Here is a 21,181-nt window from a genome sequence, read left to right as displayed (position 1 = left end):
ATTAAGTGTCCATTTCGAACCGTACCCGGATGGAATTGGCATGTGCGGTCAGATGCTCAGACTCCGCAAACAGTTCAATGTCCTTATGGGCCTTTTCAAGGGCTTCCCTGGAGTAGTAAATGATACTGGACTTCTTAATGAAGTCATCCACGCCAAGGGGGGAGAAGAATTTGGCTGTCCCGTTGGTGGGCAGGATGTGGTTTGGTCCTGCAAAGTAATCCCCCAGTGGTTCGCTGCTGTATTCCCCGATAAAGATAGCTCCTGCGTTCTGAATCTTTGTCATGACCTCAAAGGGATTGGCGGTGACAATCTCAAGATGCTCTGGCGCAATGTTGTTGGCTGTCTCCACCGCCTTTTCCATGGTATCCGTAACCAGGATGTATCCGTAATTATCAAGGGACCTGGCAATGATATGGCTTCTGGATAATATGTTCAGGAAGCCGTCCACTTCATCCGATACCTTCTTAGCCAGTTCCATGCTGGTGGTCACCAATATGGCGCTTGCCAGCTCATCATGCTCGGCCTGGCTTAAAAGGTCGGCGGCCACAAAACGCGGGTTCGCACTGTCATCCGCAATCACCAGGATCTCACTGGGACCTGCAATGCTGTCAATGCTGACATGGCCGTACACCGCCTTCTTGGCAAGGGCAACAAAGATATTGCCTGGGCCCACAATCTTATTGACCCTGGGGATGGACTGGGTTCCAAAGGCAAGGGCGGCCACGGCCTGGGCACCGCCTACCTTATACACCTCGGTGGCGCCTGCCAGATGGGCGGCTGTCAGGGTAACAGGATTCACCTTCCCGTCTTTACCGGGCGGGGTCACCATGACAATCCTCTTTACCCCTGCAACCTCAGCCGGAACGATATTCATCAGCACAGAGGAAGGGTACGCTGCCTTGCCCCCCGGCACATAAACGCCAACGCTCTCCAAGGCCGTAACCTTCTGGCCCAGTATGGTGCCGTCAGGCTGCGCGTCAAACCAGCTGTTCCTTTTCTGCTTTTCATGATAACGGCGGATATTGTCCATGGACTTTTTCATGACGCCAAGCAGGCCCTCATCCACCTGGGCCATGGCCTGGTCAATCTCTTCCCGGGTCACCCGGATGTTGGAAGCATCAAGGTCTGCCTGGTCAAATTCCTTTGTATACTCAAACACAGCCTCATCCCTGCGGTTCTTTACATTTTCCACAATTGCTTCCACGGTCTTTGTATAGCTGTCATAATTGTTTGGGTCGCGTCTGAGCATGTCAGCCAGGATATCCTTCATGGATGTATCGTCTAATGTTATGATCCTCATTTATTTATCCTCCTTAAGCAGCGCCTGGAAATCCTTGATTATCTTTGTGATGCGCCCGTTCTCCGTCTTCATGCTCACCTGGTTCACCACCATGCGGGCAGACAGGCTGCATACCTCCTCCAGCACGGCCAGGCCGTTCTCCCTTAGGGTGGATCCGGTCTCCACGATATCCACAATCACCTCTGAAAGCCCTACAATGGGCGCCAGTTCAATGGATCCGTTCAGCTTGATAATCTCCACGGTCTGATACTTCTGGTTGTAAAAATAGTCCTTTGCAATATTAGGGTACTTGGTAGCCACGCGTATCAGCTCGTGATGCCTTAAGCTCTCCTTTGCCGATTCCGGGCCACACACGCACATCCTGCATCTGCCCATTCCCAGGTCCATGACCTCATAGAGTTTGCGGCCCTCCTCCAGGATGGTGTCCTTGCCAACAATTCCAATATCCGCTGCCCCATATTCCACATAAGTGGGCACATCATTGGCCTTGGCCAGGAAGAAACGGATGCCCAATTCTTCATTTACAAATATCAGCTTCCTGGAATCCTTATCCTTCATCTCGTCACAGGAAATGCCGATTGCCTCAAACAGTTCCATGGCCTTTTTGGCCAGCCTGCCCTTTGCCAGCGCTATTGTTAAATATCTCATCTGCCTTCAAGCCCTCCGATTATTTACTTCTTACTCATACGCCTCAATGGGAATCTCATCCGCGCTGCCGTTCACCATATCCATGGCAGTGACCACCCGGCCGTCATCCTTCAGATACAGAAGGTTCCTCATATGGCGCCCCAGCGTCATGGCTCTGTAATCCTCAAGGCTCTTGTCCTGCCTCCGCTTCATGGACTGGACAGCCAGCCCCCTTTCCTTAAAATAACGACCCAGACGGATGGCGTTGTCCCTGGCCGTGGCTTCGTATAGGATGACCGTGTTCACCAGGGTCACAGGCGTATCGATCTGCTGCCTTGACAGGGCTGCCATGACCTGGTCCACCACAATGGCAAACCCCACGGCAGGCGTATCCTTGCCAAACTGCACCAGAAGCTTATCATACCGGCCTCCGGTGACAATATAATCCCCTGTGCCATATGTATATGCCTTGAAAATGATTCCCGTATAATAATGATACTTGCTGAGCATTCCCAGATCAAAGGACACATAGTCAGCCAGGCCGTAGCTTTTAAGGATGGCGTGGACCTGTTCCAGCCGTTCAATGGCAGCCAGGGCCCGTGGGGCGGATGTAAGTTTCCTTGCCTGGGCAATCTGTTCCAGTGAGCCAAACAGCTCCGGCAGTTTTAGGAATGCCTGCTTCAGACCCTCATCTATGTCCTGGCCCTTAAGCAGTTCAGCCACGCCAAAATCATTCTTGTTCTCCACCAGCTGGTTCAGCTCCTCTTCCACTTCCCCGCAAAAACCCGCTTCTTCCAAAAGACTGCGGTAAAATGCCACCTGTCCCAGTTCCACCTGGAATTCCTTAAGGCCCGCGGCCTTCAGGCTGTCAATGACCATGGCAATCATCTCGGCATCCCCGTCCGCAGAATCATCCCCGATAAGCTCTGCCCCCATCTCGGCCCTTTCTTTAAGCCTTCCCTGGTAACTGCTGTTGTTTTTAAATGTGCGCTCCAGGTAGCAGAGGCGCAGCGGCATGTCGTCATCCATGAAATATTTGGCAACACACCTTGCCACGGCGGGCGTCATATCCGGGCGGAGCACCAGGGTATTATTATCCCGGTCAAAGAACTTGAACATCTCCCGGTCCGACACGCTTCCCCTGTCCTTACTGAATATGTCGAAATATTCAAAGCTGGGCGTCTGTATATGCTCATAGCCATACAGGTATAAGGTGTTCAATATCTTATCCTGCACCGCCAGTTTCTTTCTGCACTCCGCATTGTAACTGTCCCTCACGCCTTCCGGGGTGTGGATTAAACGGTTCTTTCCTGCCATCATGTCCCATCCTCTTTTATCATATTCTTTGGCTTAAATCATTGTATCTGCAGCTTCCGTTATCTCATTTTACCTTTATCCCCTCTTTTGCTTTCCTGTGGTAAAGTGATAATTCGATAACGTGATTGTATTATTATAGGGGATATCAGACGGATTGTCAATCAGAAATCCTGCTGTCTCCCCTAAAAGGCCATCATGCCCATCCCTGCATTCCCGTGCCCGTCTTCATCATCCTTCATCAAAAGCAAACGGGCAATTAACACTATATGGTATTATACTTTTATTTACATTTAAGGTCAATCATGAGATGGCAGGGAAAAGGGTACCTTTGACAGCAGTTACAAGATTTCATCTGAAAAACAGGGGTTCCCTTACTAAAAAGACCTGGCAGGAAGGTCCTGTTGTCCGTCACGGCCTTCTGTCCAGGTCTTTCTGTATCTCCTCCAGATAATGCACCAGCATATCCCGGAAGGAGCGTATCCTCCACGCCTTATCCACTTCGCCGTATGTAAAGCTTTTGCGTCCGCCGTCCTCCATCCGTTTCCAAAAGGTATATATATGCTCAAAGGGCATATAGTACATCTCGTTAAGGCTTGTAAAGTACAGGATGATGAACGCAATCCCGCCCTGCTCCTCAAACTCCTTCATGAACTGGATCTGATGGGGGTGGATGTTCTGGAGCGGGAATGTTTTCACCGCGCATTCCTTCGCATCAAAGCATACCGGTATTCCCTGCACGGTCCCTATGTAATCCACCGTACTTTTCTGGTCAAAATAGGCCAGTGTTATGTGCCTGCTTGCCTTGTCTATCTCAATGGGCGTGATGGGCGTGGGAATCTTCTGGATCAGCGCCAGATGCTTGTCCCGGTAGCTTTCATTGGTATGGTTGATTAAATCCTCCAGGGTCGACCCCCTCAGGCCTCTTGTGTTCCAGGTTCCCATACAGATACATTCCTTTCAACAACATTCCGGAAAAACCGTTTTTCCTGTGTTCCACCAGTATACCAGAACATCCGTTTTTTCTCAAGTCATTTTCCAGGTCCGGACAACCTGCTGTCTGCCCATCCGCCGTCCGCTCGTATACCGTCCGCCTGCTGTCCGGCCGCCTACCGTCCGCCCGCCTGCTGTCTGCCCGCCTCTGTAAAACCGGCCCACCGCGCCTCGTCTCCTGCAAACACGTTCAGGTCAATAAACCGCTCGTCCCCTGTATATCCGTCCAACCGCCCGCGGTTGCTGTACTGCCAGAACAGCCAGTCCCTGTCCGTGTCCGGACGTCCCGTCACATTGCGTATCCAAAGGGGATATTCGTCAAAACGGCCCTCCAGATACATGCGGTAGGTTTCCTCTGTGGCATAGAGGACGGGAGTCATCCCGTAGTGCTGTTCCAGTTTCCCTAACATGGCCCACAGCTGCTGCACCGTGGGTTCCACCGGGGGAGGGCTGGCTTGTTTGTCACCGTAAAATTCAAAATCCACAACCGGAGGCAGCATTCCGTCAAAGGCCTGTACGGTCTCAATGAAATGCCCTGCCTGTGTCTCTGCCGGACTGTCGAAGCTGAAGAAATGATAGGCCCCCACCTTCAGTTCCGTGTCCGCTGCATGGTCCCAGTTTTCCTGGAACCGCTCATCCGTGTGGCTGCTTCCCTCCGTGGCCTTGATATATGCGAACCGGATATCCTGTCTGCTTAAGACTTCCCAGTCAATGTCCCCCTGGTAATGGGACACGTCCACTCCGCGGATTGGATATTGTTCCCTTGAAGGATTATTAAGCAGGAACCAGCCCTGCAGCACGCCATAACCGTATAATGCCGTCAGGACCGTTCCGATACAGATAATTGCCAGGACAGCCCTGGCCCCTATTCGAAATGACTTCTTCACATCCATCCTCCTTTCCTGTGCACAGCGGCAATCCTGGACATAAGGCCTGTTTCCGTGCAGCGGGCGGGAATGAATTTTCAAACACACCCTGGGAAACGGAGTTCTAAGATTCCTCCACATCCACGAACCTGACATAACGCCTCAGCGGATACTCCCCGTCATGGGCGCCATCCTCAAACAGGGCAGACATACTCCCGGCACCGGTAATCCGGCTCACGCCGCAGGAACACAGAAGGGCCTCCAGTTCCTTTCTGCTTTCCCCTGCGCATATAAGGCCGGCTGTCTGCAGATGTCCCTTATGGCGGCGCAGGCATCTGAACGCCATGTTCCTGGGCAGGCGCTTGATAAGACAGTTCCCGAACATGGGGGACAGCTCCAGTTCCATATCACTGCATATGGTCACACTGCATCCTTTTCCCTGGAATATCCGGTTCCCGCCTGCGCCCTCGCCGTAAACAATCCGTTCCAGCCCATCACTATAACGGCTGAGACTGATTGCGCCTGTCACAAAGGGACTGCCGCCCGGATGACTGTCTGCGGCCCGCTCCAGGCAAGCCAAAAATCCCCTTCCAAACTCCAGGATTTCCTCATAGGATTCCGTATCAATGAATACGGTCTGACATGAACTGCATAACAGCTGTCTTGTGGCCATCATGTGCTCTGCCAGGGCAGCCAGTTCCGCTTCCTTGTCCGTATATCCTGAAATATATGCAAATCCCAGTTTATGGCCCCATTCAGCCAGCCGGATTCCGGGAGGCGCCATGCTCCTTACCTGGGCAACCGCCCCATCGCCTCCCCACACCACAATCCCATCTGCAAGCCCTGCCAGCTGCATTAGGGCGTCCCTGTCCCTGGACGGGGTATCAAAAACATAGATGTAATCAGCCAGTTCCTTCTGGATTCCAATGAGCAGGCGCAGTATTTCCATGGATGCCTCGTTGTCCGCGCCCGGCAGCTTCAGTATATTCACATTACAGGTGAGAAGGCCCTCTGCCACACTGTAAGCAGGAAGGAAATCCGCATTGCCTGCCCCGATGTGGAGCAAGGTCCCAAGGGGCATGACGCGGGTGGAAATGCGGCCATGTGCCGACGGCTTCATGGAACCATATGGCCGGACATTCCCCAGTTCCCGCATAAGCCTGCCTTCCAGGGCTTCACGGCTCAGCATCCCTGCAATCTGCGGATACCCATATTTCTGTTCCAGTTTCCGCCCCAGGCAGGCCAGGGCGGATATCACCATATCCTCCTCCAGCCGTTTCCCTTCCATGGTCCGGTTAATCCATTCCTCCATATGGGCAAGGACCTCTCCCTGCCTGCCCGAACCGTATAATTTTCCATTTGCCAGAATCATATCCGGTTCTCCCCCTCCTCTTCCTTAAAACATCCATTCCTGTCCGCGCAGATACTCCTCTGCCCCTGCCGCACATGTCTTGATTTCCCGGATTCCTGCCCTCCCTTTCAGTTCCAGGTAAGGGGAAGTGATGCCGCACCCGCATCCCGCCCCTTCATGAAGCACTCCCAGATCGTCTGTCATCACACTGAGCACAGGCGTTGCTTTAATCATGGGCGTCACCAGGTTTACAAGTCCTTGTTCCCCGTATCCCAGCGGTTTTAGGGTATCCACATCGCGTATGATTACACGGCTGTAGACCGGCACATGGAAATGATGGTTCCTGCAGGTGCAATAAAGGACCGGATGCTCCACTGCACTGAAGAATTCAATCATATCCTCCCCTCCAATCCCAAGCACCTTTCCGGCAAGGCTGTAGAGTACCTTTTTATCCACTTTCTCTGACCCATGCTGTTTCCATCCTCCGCTCAGCACAATCCGGGAACCCTTGGGAAAGGAGAGGCTGATTCCCTTCTGCTCCAGTTGTTTCAGGGCGAACCAGGTATAGGACGGAAAGCCCATTATCCTGACCGGGAAGGAGGATCGGCTGCATCTTATCATTTCCCGGATAATCCCATCCATATCCGGATAATATTGCCCGTTTTTCCTCTCCAGGGCATAGGTCCGCTTCAGGGCAGGCGCAAAAAAGGTGGACAGGAACATGGTTCTTGTCACACCTGTCCGGTTATCCCTGTTGGGCCGGTATCCAAGAATAATGTAATTGGCCGGCCTGGCAGACAGAAGGCGGCTTGCTCCAGCCACTTTCAGTCCCATATATACCCCGCAGGCCATGGCGCCTGTATCATATCCGATGCGGCTGGACATACCGGATGTGCCGGAGGACAGGACTTCCATCCTGATTTTATCTTCCGGCATGGAGAATATGGCATGGCGTTTAAAAAACAAGGTGGGAAGAAAGGGAATCCCAGAAATATCCTCCATCCTGGCTATGGATTCCGGGCTGAATCCTGCATGATCAAGAATCCTCCTGTATTCCGTACAGTTCCTGTAATGGTATCCGCAGTTTTCACGGACCGCTGCCACGAACAGCTTTTCAGTCCCATCAATATCATACATGTCCCGTGTGCTGAATAATCGGCCACGGTATCCGAATCCTTCCAATGGTATCGTACCTATCATCTGTCTTCCCCTGTCATCTGTCTTCCCCTGTCACGGCATTCACCCAGTCCAGGGCTGTCCAGCCGTTTTCCCTTTCCCTGTTCACGAATACGGATGTGTAATAAGGCGAACCGTCTGATGCCATGGTAAGTACAATCAACGGGTACTCCTTAATCCTCACCGGGGCCATATCCGCAATCCCCTCCTGTATGCTGTCTGCAACGGATCCGTCCAGCACCCGGGGCGTGTCCACCAGGACCAGGAGCCGGTCGCCTCTCAGGCTGTTCTGGAAGCTGACGCTCCCTTCTTTGGCCATTGCCGGTCCAAGCTTCCCTGATACCATGGCTGCAAGCTCCTCCTCTGCCTCAAAACCAGCCTCCCTGGCCTTTACAAAACAGGCGCTGTTTTCATAATACCCCTCTACCCTGCGCTCTTTATAATTGTCCTGGAATATCAGGGTGTCCGCCACAAACAGCCTGCACCTTACCTGGGGGATCACATTCCCCCATCCGTACTCCATCAGCCAGGAATCATAGGGTGTCTGCGCATTCTGGTTCCAATGGTTCATCACGAATTTATCCAAGACAAAATACCGGGCGCTGTCCAGTTCTGAGTAGGTCACATCCTTATTAAAATGAAAGTCCATCTGCATCACGGTTTGGTCCCAATACAGTTTATGGTCCTCCAGATTCCGGAACCCGTACAATTCCTTAAGGGCATCCGGCATCCGCTCCGTATCTGTTATGTCCGCCGTCCCATCCTGACCGGAAAGATCAGGCCTGAACGCTGTTTCCTCCTCCGCGTATCCGCTCCGTTCCTTATAGTCCCTTCGCAGCCGGTCCTCACTTCTGCCGCATCCCATGGAGCAGACGGCTGCTGCCAAAAAAGCCAGTCCCAGCCGCCGTGTCCCTGTCATCCTCCTACGGTATCTCATCCGTCCCCTCCTTAAAACATCTGCACAGCCTTGCAAATACCTTTCCTTCCCGTCCAAGGCATATGGGTCCTTCCCTTTAAAACAGGTCCGTAAAATGCTCCGGAAACTCTATATACTGCAGGGCAATCCTGTTCTCCGGACGCACGTCGCACAGATAGATGACAGCCAGGAACATCCACTCCAGGGGCTTCATCAGGATATAAACCATGTCAGCGGCCAGCGGTGCCTTTATATGGCGGGCCAGCGGGAACCCGTACCTGTCATATATGCGGCGTACCAGGCCATGGACTGCCGGGACGCGTTCCATCAGGATCTGCTCAAAGGCATTGGCAACGCAGAGCTGCCGGTTCACGATTACCGGATGGCCATGACGGACCCCCATCCTTGTGGGACGCACTACAGCCGGATGGCCTCCTGCAGCCACCGTGCACAGGTAATGTTCATCATACACCAGGTTCTGGGGCGAGACCCTCCTGGACAGGTTCCACTGGCTTGTCTCTGTCCAGGCTTTAATCACGCTGTCCGGCTTCTGTCCAAATAAAGTCAGGACCATGACCAGGATTCCCAGCATAGGAAGCATGAACAGGAATGCCAGCCAGGGCCAGTTCCTTGAATCCTGAAGCAGGGCATCAATCCTGCCGCGGTCGGTTTCGCGGGCATTTTCCCCCATCTGCTCATGTTGTTCCTGCCACTGGCCCAGCAGGTTCCGGATTACCTTGATTGCAATGAGTATGCAATTAACAGGAAACAGGTACAGGTAAATCCCTCCCTGCCCCGGAACGCAGGTCTGTATGGTCCAGAGCACGCACATCAGGCATCCTATATACATGGCTGACATGGATAACACGGCCGCCAGGGGAGGCGTATCCTTTAAAGGTCTCAGGCGCAGGACCATATATCCCAGTATGCCGGCTGCCGCCATGACGGCAATGGTTGTAAAGGTCCATGTGGCAATGGGCGAGTGGACCTGCCTGTTTGACAGTACCTGGGGCCAGTCCGCAAAAATGATTTCCGTGGCCTCGGTTACATAAAGCCAGCTGAGCAGGAACCCAAATACAATGGTGGCGGTCTCTGTCCACCCGCTGACCGCCTTCTGGAAGGGGGATGGGTTCCTTTTTATGATAAAATACAGATTGCATACGGTTAATACAAGCGGATAACATAATACAATAAATAAAAACAGAAGAAAAAAAACAGATGCATACCATTCTGTCGCCTTGTTCGGCCTGGAAAAGCCGGTCAGGAACATCATCGGCCACCCTAATACCAGAAAGGCCAGAAACAGGACCAGCGGAGCCATGACCAGGGAACAGAACTTATGCTCCTTAATAAAACCACACATCTTTTTCATCCCACAACCTCCTCATGAATCCAGTATATGGTGCCCAGGGTCTCCAGTCAATGGAAGAACCGGCATATTAAGGATATATTCAGAAAATTGAAATTATTACCAGTACCCCATCCCTACAGAATCCGGACATCAAAAAAAGACCGGCCTTCCTGACTTTCAAAGACCGGTCCCACGACTGCTGATCACGCCTGGTACTGCCTTACGCAATGAATGGCTAAGGCAGCGCTAACGCCTACTTCCTGACAGGGAAGAATATCTCTGTCACCCACTCTTCCGGAGGAAGCTTGTCAAAATGGGTCTTCCGATAGATTTCATAGGGCATTCCGTCCATCTTATACCCACTGGCGTTAATCCAGGCCACGATAGCCCCGTATGCGTCAGGAAGCCCGGAATACGCGCCTTTGTGGATGGTGGTGGCGCAGAGATGCCCCGGCAGGATGAAGTCCGCCTTGTCCCTCTCCGTAATACCCACGCCCAGTTCAATATCGCTGAAGGCCGGGTCAAACTCCTGGTCATGGTATATGGCCATCACCACCCCGTTGATTCCCAGGTGTTCCCTGGCGATCTTCTCATATATCTTCCCATAATAGGTACCGAACTCTTCCACTGACATCTTCTGCCTGTGGGTAACCAGTACCTGCTCCCCTGCTTCCTTTACCACAATCTCATAATTATTCTGATAACTCATGATATCACCTGTCCTTTCAAATTCTTCCAGATGATAGCCCATCTCCCTGATGGTAATGGAAATGTGCTCCATCTGCCGCTCCAGCCGGAATCTCTGCTGATGCATCTGGCGCAGCAGTTCCCTGCTATCTTTGACGGTCAACAGACGTTGAATATCAACGAGTGGAAAGCCATACCGTTTCAGCCTTCCGATGAGCAGCATGGTACCGATCTGGGAATCCTCGTAATAACGGTATCCATTGGCCTCATCTGTTTTCTGTGGCTTCAAAAGGCCGATTTTATCATAGTGATGCAGTGTCTTTACACTCACACCGCACACCTTTGACATCTGTCCTATGGTCAGCATGCTCCTGCTCCTCCATTCAATTTCTGTTCTGCCTGATCCGGATCTGGATTCAGTATAATCTCTTACCTAAGGTCAGTGTCAAGGACTTTTTTACAAGATTTTTGACTGTTCCACAGGCTCCCTCCCCTATAAAGAATCAAGCATGTTATTACATAAACAAAAAGGATTCCTGCCGGAATCCTTTTTGTTTTCCATCCTCACGTTTGACAAAAGGCAATCATCAGGCACGCCCTGATGTGTCTGATGATTCATTCCCGCCATCTGCACGCCCTAATCCGTCTCGGAACGGAACCGCTCCGCCTGCTCTGCAATCAGTTCCTTATCTTCAAAATAATTAATCTTCATGGCCCGTTTCATCTCTGCCAGGGTTTCCGCTGCTTTGGCCTTAGCCTTACGGCTGCCTTCTTCCAGTATCTGGTAAACAGCCGGGATATCCTGTGCGATTTCCTTACGGCGCTCACGGATTGGGCGGAGTTCATCCTGGAGCACATTGTTCAGGAACTTCTTGACCTTCACATCCCCAAGGCCTCCCCTCATGTAGTGGGCCTTAAGCTCATCCAGGTTCTTGTAATCCGGCAGGTATTCTGCAAAATGCCCATCCCTGCAGAATGCGTCCAGGTAAATGAATACCGGGTTGCCTTCCACCTGGCCCGGGTCTTCCACCCGCAGATGGTTGGGGTCTGTAAACATGGACATGATTTTCTTTTTGACCTCTGCCTCAGTGTCTGACAGGTAGATACAGTTGCCAAGGGACTTGCTCATCTTGGCCTTGCCGTCAATGCCCGGAAGCCTCAGGCAGGCCTTGTTGTCAGGAAGGAGGATATCCGGCTCAACCAAGGTGTCCCCGTAAACAGAATTAAACTTGTGCACAATCTCCCTGGTCTGCTCAATCATGGGCGCCTGGTCTTCTCCCACCGGCACCGTGGTGGCCTTAAAAGCAGTGATGTCCGCTGCCTGGCTGATGGGATACGTAAAGAACCCAACCGGTATGCTTGCCTCAAAGTTGCGCATCTGGATTTCAGATTTGACCGTTGGATTGCGCTGAAGCCTGGAAACAGTCACCAGATCCATATAATAGAAGGTCATCTCACACAGTTCCGGAATCTGGGACTGGATGAACAGCACGGACTTTGCCGGGTCCAGGCCGCATGCCAGATAATCCAGCGCCACTTCGATGATGTTCTGGCGCACCTTTTCAGGATTGTCCGCATTGTCGGTAAGCGCCTGGGCATCTGCTATCATAATATAAATCTCGTCAAACTCACCTGAGTCCTGCAGTTCCACCCTGCGCTTCAGTGATCCTACATAATGTCCTACGTGAAGCCGTCCCGTGGGGCGGTCACCCGTCAGTATAATCTTTCCCATTCCAAAAATCCTCTCATTCTCATGTTACGCCAGGGCATACGAAACAGGCTGCCCCGGCCCACATTTTATCGCTTGTACTATCATAACCCGAAGACGGCTTCCTGTCAAGAATCACAGGGATACTGTATCCATCCTGATGCTATCCGGGGATTCTTATGCCTTCCCCTTTTAACACCCTGGCAAACTGGTCAGGAAGCCCTGCTAGCATCTCCTTCCCGCTTAGGTAGTCAAGCGGTTCCGGCAGCTTATCCGGCATCACCAGCTTCCAGGAATGAAGCAGCTGGGAACGCACGCCGTATTTCTTTTTCATGGCGTCATTCATATCCTGTCTGCCGTATTTGTAGTCCCCCACGATCGGATGTCCAATGGATGCCAGATGGGCGCGTATCTGATGGCTCCGGCCCGTAATCAGGGTCACCTGGAGAAGGGTGTAGGTTCCATTTCCCGCCAGGGGGAGGTATTCTGTCATGATGGGCACACTGTCCTCCACCTCCAGCGGATAGACCGTAACCGTATTTGCAGCCTCATCCTTGCGCAGGAAGCCGGCAATCAGCTTCTTCTCCGTAACCTGCCCGTTCACCAGGCACTGATAATACTTGTGCAGGCTCCTGTCCTTAAATACCCCGTTCATGACCTGAAGCCCTGCCAGGGATTTGCCGGCCACCACCAGCCCGCTGGTGTTGCGGTCCAGACGGTTGCAGATGGAGGGTTTGAAGGTGCGCAGCTGGCTTATGGGAAGGCCGCCGGAATCAATCAGATAGTTAAGGATATACTCATTGAGGGACATATCCCCCTCCCTGGCCTTCTGGGACAGCATGCCTGAGGGCTTGTTCACCGCCAGTATGTGCTTGTCTTCATAGATGATATCAAGCTTTTTATATCCGTGTCCGGCCGCGGTCCCCCCAGGAACCTTATGGGCTGCCTGGAATTTTTCAATGGTCCCGTCTGCCAGGAACAGCTGGATTTCATCGCCTTCCTTCAGGTGCTCGGAGCCGTCGCATTTTTTCCCGTTAAGGGTAATGTTCTTTTTCCTCATCATCTTATAAAGAAACCCCTTGCCGGCCTGGTCCAGGTATTTGGCGAGAAGCTTATCCATGCGCTGCCCGGCCTCATTGGGGGTCACAGTCAATGTCTGCATATGGGGATTCTCCTTATCTTCAGATTATATGGCTGCACCACTCCATCATCCTGAGGATCAGGCGGTGCGGCAGTACCTTGCAGAGTATCCGGAAGGCTTTCATGGTAAGGCCGTATACGGAAATTTCCTTTCCGGCCACACTGTCCCTGATAGCCTTTGACACCACCCTCTTTGGGTTGGCCATGACCAGACGCTTGTACAGCGCCATCTCCCCCGTGGTCTCTGCTATGTCAAAAAATTCTGTTTTTACCGGTCCGGGGCAGACTGATGTCACGTAAATGTTCCTGGTTTTCAATTCCTGGTTCAACGCCCTGCTGTAGCTGAGGACAAATGATTTAGTGGCCGCATATATGGCAAACCCGGGCTGCGGAAGGAATGCGGCCGAGGACGCAAACTGGATGATGCGGCTGTTGCATGTCATATAGGGCAGCACCAGACGTGTGACGGCACACAGCGCTTCACAGTTCAATCGCACCATGTCTGTCTCATCAACCAGGGCCAGGGACTCCACGGTGCCAATCTTGCCAAACCCGGCTGCATTGACCAGGAATTTCACCTGGGGTTCCTTCTCTGACAGTTCCCGCTCCAACACACGCAGATCCTTTTCTTTTGTAAGGTCCAGGGCAAATTTACGCAGCGGGACCCCCACCTGGCGGTCCAATTCCTCAAGACGTCCTTCCCTTCTGGCTATGATCCACATTTCGTCAAATCCTTTAAAATGCTCCCACAGCTGGATGATCATTTCCCTTCCCATTCCGGAGGATGCTCCGGTTACTACGGCAATCTTCATTATCAGGATCCTTTCTTTTTATGAACGTTGCGGATTGTTTTCTTTGGACGGTTGGAGGAGGCGTGGCGGCCTGTCCGGCCCTCCTGGCCCGCCGGTGCACGACCTGACCGGCTTCCCTGGCCCTCCTGCGCCCGGCCTGTCCGGCCCTCCTGGCCCTCCAGTCCCCGGCTTCCCCTTGGCCTGATCAGGCATTTTTTATCAAATCCGATTAAATCCGTCCTTCCGGCAATCTTGAGGGCTTCCGCCACAAGGTCATGGTTCTTGGGGTTCCTGTACTGTATCAGCGCCCTCTGCATGGCCTTTTCATGGGGACTGACCGGAACGTACACCGGTTCCATGGTCCTGCAGTCATATCCCGTATAATACATGCAGGTGGAGATGGTGGACGGCGTGGGATAAAAATCCTGGACCTGTTCCGGCATATAACCCAGGTCGCGGAGATATTCAGCCAGTTCCACTGCTTCCTTCATGGACGAGCCCGGATGGGAGGACATCAGGTAAGGCACCAGATACTGCTCCTTGCCAAGCCTGCCGTTCATTTCCTTGTATTCCCTTACAAACTGCCTGTATACACTGTTTTTCGGTTTACCCATCCTTTGGAGCACCTTGTCCGCCACATGTTCCGGCGCAACCTTCAGCTGACCGCTGACATGGAATTCACAGAGCTCCTTGAGGAATTTGCGGCTGGGGTCTGCCAGCACATAATCAAAGCGGATACCGGACCGGATGAATACCTTCTTTACCTTGGGCAGGTCCCGGAGTTTCCTCAGAAGTGCAATATAATCACTGTGGTCCGCCTTAAGGTTCCTGCACGGTTCAGGGAACAGGCACTGGCGGCCCGGGCATGCGCCCTTTGTCAGCTGCTTGTCGCAGGCCGGGAACCTGAAGTCTGCCGTGGGGCCGCCCACATCGTGGATATATCCTTTAAAATCAGGCTCCTCTGTCAGCAGCTTTGCTTCCTCCACCAAAGATTCATGGCTCCTGGCCTGGATGATCCTGCCCTGATGGAAGGTGAGGGCGCAAAAACTGCAGGCGCCGAAGCATCCCCGGTTGCTGATAAGGCTGAACTTTATCTCGCGGATAGCCGGAACACCTCCAAGTTCTTCATAGGAGGGATGGTAATTCCTCATGTATGGAAGGCCGTAAACCGCGTCCATCTCTTCCTGGCTTAAAGGCTTTGCCGGCGGATTCTGGACCACGAACACCTTGCCCTCATAAGGTTCCGCAAGGCGCTTTCCGGAAAACGGATCCGTGTTGCTGTACTGGACATAAAAGCTCTTGGCATACTCCTTCTTATCCTTTAAAAGCTCCGCATAGTCAGGCAGCAGCCTGTAATCATAGACGGATTCCAGGCTTTTGGCCTTATACACGGTCCCGTCAATAAATGTAATATCCTTTACGTCAATCCCGCTGTCCAGGGCATCCGCTATCTCAACAATGGAGCGTTCCCCCATGCCGTAGGAGATGATGTCTGCCTGGGAATCCAGGAGCACGGAACGTTTCAGCTTTCCCGACCAGTAATCATAATGCGCCAGCCTGCGCAGGCTGGCCTCAATTCCTCCGATGATGATGGGCACATCCTTATACACGCTGCGAATCAGGTTGCAATACACCACAACCGCATAATCCGGGCGTTTTCCCATGACCCCTCCCGGAGTATAGGAGTCTTCCTTCCTGCGCTTTTTAGACACGGAGTAATGATTCACCATGGAATCCATGTTTCCGGCCGATACCAGGAAGCCAAGACGGGGACGCCCAAGGATTTCGATGCTTTTCTTATCCTTCCAGTCCGGCTGGGCAATGATTCCCACCTTGTATCCGTGCGCCTCCAGTATCCTGGAAACGATGGCCGTGCCAAAGGAAGGATGGTCCACATAGGCATCCCCGGATACATAAATAAAATCGCATTGTTTCCATCCCCTGATACTCATATCATGACGGTTCATGGGTAAATAATCATTCTTCATCCTGCTGCTCCATCTAATAATTCATAGTAATCCTTAATATAGTAATCCGCCAGCTGCATTTTTTCTTCCCTCATGTCCAGTGAAAATGCATCCTCCACCGCAAACACGGTCATCCCTGCATTCTTTCCAGCCTGGATTCCGGCCGGGACATCCTCAAACACCACACAGTCGGACGGCGCCACCTGCAGGCGTCCAGCCACGCTCAGGTAGATGTCCGGCGCCGGTTTCCCGGCCGCCACCTCACATGCCGTTGCCACCACCTGGAAATACCTTCGTATGTCCAGGGAATCCAGCACAGCGTCCACCATGGCCCTGCCATTGCTGGTGGCAATCCCGGCAGGTATCCCACTGTTCCGTATATAGTCTAAGAATGCCCTGGCGCCGGGCTTTAAGGTTACCTCGTTCTTATATTTGTCAATGGACATCCGGACCCAGGCATCCTTAATCTCATCCAGGGAATCCCCAAGACCAAACCTCCTTTTAAAATAAGAGGCTGTCTCCGAAAAGCTCATGCCTTCTATCTCCCTCTGCAGGTCGTCAGGACATTCCAGGTCATATCTGGCAAGATACTCGATATCAATGGCCTTCCACATCCACATGGAATCCACCAGCGTCCCATCCAGATCAAATATAACTGCCTTTTTCTGATTTATTTTCATTTTCTCCAATTCCTCTGTCTGTTAATCATTTATCCGTTCCTGCATTCCTTAAGGCTGCGGATTTCCTCTTCCGTAAGAGGCCGGTATTCCCCGGGCTTCAGTTCCGGGTCCAGCCTGAGGGGCCCCATGGACATCCGCTTCAGGAACTCCACATGGCAGCCCAGCGCCTCAAACATGCGCTTTACCTGGTGGAACTTGCCTTCCCGGATGGTGAGGAGGACTTCTGACATTCCCTCGGGGCCGTTTCCATGCCCCGCATATTCCAACAGGGCAGGAAGGGTTTTAATCCCCTCATTAAGGACAATCCCTTCCCCAAACCGCTCTTTTGCATCCGCGGGAAGCTGGCCGGACAGACGGGCCATGTATACCTTATCCACATGTTTTTTAGGGGAAAGCAGATTGTGGGCCATTTCCCCGTCATTGGTGATGATGAGAAGCCCTTCCGTATCCACATCCAGGCGGCCCACCGGAAAAAGGTCCTTTCGCAGCGCATCCCCAATCAGACCCACCACGGTGGGGTAACGGCTGTCCGTTGTGGCGCTTACCACACCCTGGGGCTTATTAAGCATGTAATATTCCATCCTGGCATATCCCACCAGGGCCTGGTCCACCATGACCTGGTCTGTCTCCGGCGCCAGTTTGGACTCAGGAGCCTTTATCACCTGTCCGTTTACCTGGACACGTCCTTTCCTCACCATCTCCTTAATCTGGGTGCGGGTGCCGTATCCCATCTCCCCCAGGAATTTATCCAGCCTCATGGGGCCTGTCTTCTGTTTCTTCTTATCTGCCACTTATATCTCCATTCTTCCAAAAAATTACGTCCTGCACGGACATCTACTGCCACCGCCAGCCAGGATAGTATTTATTCTTAAGGCTCATGCCGGTTCCCTTGGCCCAGCCCATGGGATAATCTTCCATGGCCACCAGGCACCAGCCCTTTATAGGGCCTTCTGCCTCTGAAAGTTCCACTGTCTCCCCTTTTAGGTAACGCACCACCCGTTCATCCTCATGGCCCAGACGGACAACCGCATCAAACTGGTCGGCCTTAAGGGCCATGGCCAGGGCCTGGGAAGGCTCGAACCTGCCCTTTTTCACTTCCCCAAGAAACAGTCCTGTGCGCAGGAACCGAAGGGGCAGGTTCCACTCCAGCCCTTCGGGCAGGTAATAGACATGGTCCTGATGAAAGACCATCCGTTCCTCATCCATTTCCAGGGACAGAGATTCCATGAAACGGGCCAGGTCATCCTGATGCTTCATGGCCTTTAAGGCTTTCATGGTTTTAGGCCTGCTGTCCCCGGGCATGTGAACATCTGCTTTCTTCTTTCTAAGCAGGGCAAGGAAATGTCCCTCGCCCTTCAGCCGGTGGGGAAACAGCCGCATACAGCCCTTCAGCCCGATTCCATCTGCTGCCCCGGGCACGGCCGACAAATCAAGCGTGCACAGCTCCATCTGTGGATAATGCTCCAGTATATATTCAATGTTCCCCTCATCCTCAATCCGGGAAAAGGTACAGGTGGAATAAAGCAGCATCCCGCCCGGCTTTAACATCCGGACCGCCTGAACCGCGATCTGGCGCTGGATGGGCGCATAGTATGAGGGTCCATGGGCTGTCCAGTCCTTTACCATATCCTCATCCCGGCGGAACATCCCTTCCCCGGAACAGGGAGCGTCCACCAGTATCTTATCAAAGAATTCCGGCCACACTTCTGCCAGCCTTTCCGGACTTTCGCTTGTAACGCAGATATTGGGGATTCCGGCAAGTTCCAGGTTCTTAAGAAGCGCCCTGGCCCTGGAATAACTGATATCATTGGACACCAGCATCCCCCGGCCCTTAAGCCTGGCCCCCAGTTCCGTGCTCTTGCCGCCCGGCGCCGCACAAAGGTCCAGTACCCGGTCCCCCGGCTTTACCGGAAGCATGGCAGCCGGCGTCATGGCGCTGGGTTCCTGAAGGTAATACAGGCCGCAGTAATAAGCCGGATGCTTGGAGGGCCGTACTCCGCCTTCATCCCCTGCTTCACTGCTGTAATAGAATCCGTTCCCTGTCCACGGCACCGGCTCCAGTTCCCAGGGAACCATTGCCCTCAGCTGTCCGGGCTCCAGCTTTCGTGTGTTAACCCTGAGTCCCGGCTTCCACCCTTCCTCAAAGCTCTTAAGATACCTGTGGTATTCATCCCCCAGAAGCAGCTTCATCTCTGCCAGGAATTCCTTTGGGAGCTGTTTTACATCCGTCATCCTTTTACCTCATTCATCCTATAATCCTACTTATCATATCACAATTCACCTGGACAGGCCACTCTAATATGTAAATGTCAGCCGCCGTTTTTCCAGATACCGGAGAATCCAGTATGGATTCACGCTCATTTCCTCCATATGGTCTGTCTTAATATAGATTCCCAGATGGAGGTGCACGTCAAAATTCCCGGTGGTGCCTTCTGTCTTCCCATATCCCGTATCCCCCATATAACCCAGCAGTTCCCCGGCCTTTACCTGGTCCCCTTCCTTAAAATCCCTGGCATAACCGTACAGATGGGCATAATAAAGATATGCACCGCCCGGACTCCTGATCCCGATGCGCCATCCCCCCATCTCCAGCCATCCAATCCGCTCCACGGTCCCATCGCCCATACTGACAACCGGATAATATCCTCTGGGCATTTTGGAGCCCATGATATCGCAGCCCTCATGGCGGCGCTGGCTCTGGCTTTCACTGTCCGTCCTGTAACTGCGCCCCTCCAGCCAGCCATCCTCATAGACCACGTCCGGTGTCCCCTTATCCGAACTTAGCGGCACCGGAAAATACTTAAGATCCCCCATGACGGTCTCATAGGCCTGCCGGAGTTTCCTGTAATCAGCGGGCCTGGCCGCCAGAAGGAGCCCATTGCTGTAGGAGGTGTCCTTTACCCCGGTCAGGTCATAGTCATGTTCAATCATAAGCGTGGTAAGCATGTCATAATCAATGGATGCCTTCCCTGACAGCATGGTCCCCAGCTTCATTGACCTGAATTCGCTGCTTTCCCAGGTATAGGGGCCCAGCTGGTAATAATCAGGATTCATGATCAGGTAATTGGTAATGGAACACTGGAACACTGCCAGCAATAATATGAGAATCAAAGGCATAGCCCGCCACCCTTTACAATATATTGTATAAATCATTGTATTCAGGTGCTTATGAAAAAATCCATCTTAGGCTATCTGTCCGTCCTGTGCCTGCTCATGCTTTTGTTTAACCCTGGACTTGCACTGGAAGGCGCGAGACAAGGCATCCTTCTCTGGGGTAACGTGGTCCTCCCAACCCTTCTCCCATTTATGATATGCTCGGGCGTGATTGTTGCCCTGGACGCCATCCACATACTGACAGGTCCCTTTAAACCAATCCTTTCATACGTTCTGCAGCTTTCGGACCAGGGAAGCTTCTGCCTGATGAGCGGGCTTTTATGCGGATATCCCATGGGCGCCAAGACCACCAGTGAATTCATGGACAGCGGGAGGATTTCGGATAAGGAAGGACAATACCTCCTGGCCATCAGCAACCATCCCAGCCCCATGTTTGTCCTTGGTTACGTGATGGCACAGATCCGTGTGATACCCGGCATTGCCGCCTCATGCCCCCTATGGGCGGTGGCCGCTGCCCTGTACCTCCCCATCCTGCCCATATCCATATTAGCCAGAAAATGCTATCACTATAAAAAACGCCCGCAGCCGGTAACGGATAATACCACTTTAACAGAATATCCCTTTTCCTTTGACGGACACATGATGGGCTGCTTTGAGACCATGATAAAAATCGGCGGCTACATCATGCTCTTTTCCATACTTGCCCTGTATCTCACCGTGTTTCCCTTTGCCATGCCTTCCCTTTTGCGCCCTGCCCTTTTAGGAGCAGTGGAAATCACCACCGGCATACAGACCATTGCCCACAGTGTACCCGGAATGTCCGGAGCAATGCTTATCATCGGCTCAGCTGCCTTTGGCGGCCTGTCCGGCATCTTCCAGACAAAGAGCGTATTAAAAAATGCCGGACTCTCCATCCGGCACTATATGCTGTGGAAGCTGATCCACAGCGCATTATCCATTATCCTGTTTCATGTACTGGGGGGTGTTTGAAAATTGCTTTTCGTCAGCTGTGTGTCCCACTTTGTAGGAGATTTGGTCCCGATGAGGGAGGCGTAGCGGGCTACGTTGACCGAATTGGGAACAAATCTCCCGCGAAGTGGGGCGTGCTTTGCCCTAAGGGGTACCTATGGTGGATTCCTTAGGGCAGATGGCGGGAATGAATTTTCAAACACACCCTAGTATAAGGAACCATGGGCAAAG

19 protein-coding genes and 2 pseudogenes are annotated in these 21,181 nt (G+C 52.6%); 2 read left to right on the top strand and 19 right to left on the bottom strand.

The window, feature by feature from the left end; translation table 11 throughout:
• Position 1: 1 nt before the first annotated feature.
• The 18 genes from hisD to DWX59_RS09740 all read right to left on the bottom strand — a co-directional run bounded on the left by hisD (position 2) and on the right by DWX59_RS09740 (position 19,984).
• Entirely contained in the window at positions 2 to 1,300 is a 1,299-nt protein-coding gene (hisD, locus tag DWX59_RS09825) for a histidinol dehydrogenase (protein ID WP_117558527.1), read from the bottom strand.
• Positions 1,301 to 1,948, bottom strand: coding sequence for an ATP phosphoribosyltransferase (gene hisG, locus DWX59_RS09820; protein WP_117558525.1), 648 nt, complete (start codon positions 1,946 to 1,948; stop codon positions 1,301 to 1,303).
• 30 nt (positions 1,949 to 1,978) lie between these two features.
• A complete protein-coding gene (hisZ, locus tag DWX59_RS09815) occupies positions 1,979 to 3,244 on the bottom strand; it encodes an ATP phosphoribosyltransferase regulatory subunit (protein WP_117558662.1) in 1,266 nt (421 codons plus the stop codon).
• Between the two features lie 408 nt (positions 3,245 to 3,652).
• The gene (locus DWX59_RS09810) at positions 3,653 to 4,186 is read right to left on the bottom strand and encodes a Holliday junction resolvase RecU (RefSeq protein ID WP_117558523.1); all 534 of its coding nucleotides are present in this window, start codon (positions 4,184 to 4,186) and stop codon (positions 3,653 to 3,655) included.
• A gap of 164 nt (positions 4,187 to 4,350) precedes the next feature.
• Positions 4,351 to 5,121, bottom strand: a complete 771-nt coding sequence (locus DWX59_RS09805) for a glycoside hydrolase family 25 protein (RefSeq protein WP_235844989.1) — start codon at positions 5,119 to 5,121, stop codon at positions 4,351 to 4,353.
• Between the two features lie 103 nt (positions 5,122 to 5,224).
• Entirely contained in the window at positions 5,225 to 6,472 is a 1,248-nt protein-coding gene (locus tag DWX59_RS09800; protein ID WP_117558521.1) for an acyl-CoA reductase, read from the bottom strand.
• A 24-nt stretch (positions 6,473 to 6,496) separates the two neighbouring features.
• Complete coding sequence (locus DWX59_RS09795; RefSeq protein WP_353626759.1) at positions 6,497 to 7,651, bottom strand: LuxE/PaaK family acyltransferase; 1,155 nt, start codon at positions 7,649 to 7,651, stop codon at positions 6,497 to 6,499.
• 13 nt (positions 7,652 to 7,664) lie between these two features.
• Positions 7,665 to 8,564: a hypothetical protein gene (locus DWX59_RS09790; protein WP_117558518.1), complete on the bottom strand. Its 900-nt coding sequence runs from the start codon at positions 8,562 to 8,564 to the stop codon at positions 7,665 to 7,667.
• A gap of 76 nt (positions 8,565 to 8,640) precedes the next feature.
• Entirely contained in the window at positions 8,641 to 9,915 is a 1,275-nt protein-coding gene (locus DWX59_RS09785; RefSeq protein ID WP_117558516.1) for a DUF6688 domain-containing protein, read from the bottom strand.
• 232 nt (positions 9,916 to 10,147) lie between these two features.
• On the bottom strand, positions 10,148 to 10,948 hold the full coding sequence (locus tag DWX59_RS09780; protein ID WP_117558515.1) for a MerR family transcriptional regulator: 801 nt from the start codon (positions 10,946 to 10,948) through the stop codon (positions 10,148 to 10,150).
• A 270-nt stretch (positions 10,949 to 11,218) separates the two neighbouring features.
• Complete coding sequence (gene trpS / locus DWX59_RS09775; protein ID WP_117558513.1) at positions 11,219 to 12,313, bottom strand: tryptophan--tRNA ligase; 1,095 nt, start codon at positions 12,311 to 12,313, stop codon at positions 11,219 to 11,221.
• A gap of 139 nt (positions 12,314 to 12,452) precedes the next feature.
• The gene (locus DWX59_RS09770; RefSeq protein ID WP_117558511.1) at positions 12,453 to 13,451 is read right to left on the bottom strand and encodes an RluA family pseudouridine synthase; all 999 of its coding nucleotides are present in this window, start codon (positions 13,449 to 13,451) and stop codon (positions 12,453 to 12,455) included.
• A gap of 19 nt (positions 13,452 to 13,470) precedes the next feature.
• Positions 13,471 to 14,241: an SDR family NAD(P)-dependent oxidoreductase gene (locus tag DWX59_RS09765; RefSeq protein WP_117558509.1), complete on the bottom strand. Its 771-nt coding sequence runs from the start codon at positions 14,239 to 14,241 to the stop codon at positions 13,471 to 13,473.
• Between the two features lie 2 nt (positions 14,242 to 14,243).
• Entirely contained in the window at positions 14,244 to 16,208 is a 1,965-nt protein-coding gene (locus DWX59_RS09760) for a YgiQ family radical SAM protein (protein WP_117558507.1), read from the bottom strand.
• Positions 16,205 to 16,867 carry an HAD family hydrolase gene (locus tag DWX59_RS09755; protein WP_117558505.1) on the bottom strand — a complete coding sequence of 221 codons (663 nt, stop codon included), beginning with the start codon at positions 16,865 to 16,867 and terminating at the stop codon, positions 16,205 to 16,207. Before DWX59_RS09755 ends, DWX59_RS09760 begins: the two co-directional genes overlap by 4 nt.
• A gap of 29 nt (positions 16,868 to 16,896) precedes the next feature.
• Entirely contained in the window at positions 16,897 to 17,658 is a 762-nt protein-coding gene (locus DWX59_RS09750; protein ID WP_117558503.1) for a pseudouridine synthase, read from the bottom strand.
• A gap of 43 nt (positions 17,659 to 17,701) precedes the next feature.
• Positions 17,702 to 19,099 carry an RsmF rRNA methyltransferase first C-terminal domain-containing protein gene (locus tag DWX59_RS09745; protein ID WP_117558501.1) on the bottom strand — a complete coding sequence of 466 codons (1,398 nt, stop codon included), beginning with the start codon at positions 19,097 to 19,099 and terminating at the stop codon, positions 17,702 to 17,704.
• Between the two features lie 63 nt (positions 19,100 to 19,162).
• On the bottom strand, positions 19,163 to 19,984 hold the full coding sequence (locus DWX59_RS09740; protein ID WP_117558499.1) for a M23 family metallopeptidase: 822 nt from the start codon (positions 19,982 to 19,984) through the stop codon (positions 19,163 to 19,165).
• Positions 19,985 to 20,035: 51 nt separating this feature from the next.
• On the opposite strand from DWX59_RS09740, the gene DWX59_RS09735 reads away from it, so the two are divergent.
• Complete coding sequence (locus DWX59_RS09735; protein ID WP_117558497.1) at positions 20,036 to 20,971, top strand: nucleoside recognition protein; 936 nt, start codon at positions 20,036 to 20,038, stop codon at positions 20,969 to 20,971.
• On the opposite strand, the pseudogene DWX59_RS29940 reads toward DWX59_RS09735, so the two are convergent.
• A pseudogene (locus tag DWX59_RS29940) lies at positions 20,950 to 21,030 on the bottom strand (DUF6783 domain-containing protein); the annotation flags it as partial. The gene DWX59_RS09735 and the pseudogene DWX59_RS29940 sit on opposite strands and share 22 nt — an antisense overlap.
• On the opposite strand from DWX59_RS29940, the pseudogene DWX59_RS29935 reads away from it, so the two are divergent.
• Positions 21,025 to 21,123, top strand: a pseudogene (locus DWX59_RS29935) (DUF6783 domain-containing protein); the annotation flags it as partial. The pseudogenes DWX59_RS29940 and DWX59_RS29935 overlap by 6 nt on opposite strands.
• Positions 21,124 to 21,181: the final 58 nt, after the last annotated feature.

Source organism: Enterocloster aldenensis (assembly GCF_003434055.1).
Classification (GTDB): Bacteria; Bacillota; Clostridia; order Lachnospirales; family Lachnospiraceae; genus Enterocloster; species Enterocloster aldenensis.
The sequence above is the reverse complement of the archived record's forward strand: the minus strand, read 5'-3'. Positions and strand labels throughout refer to the sequence as shown.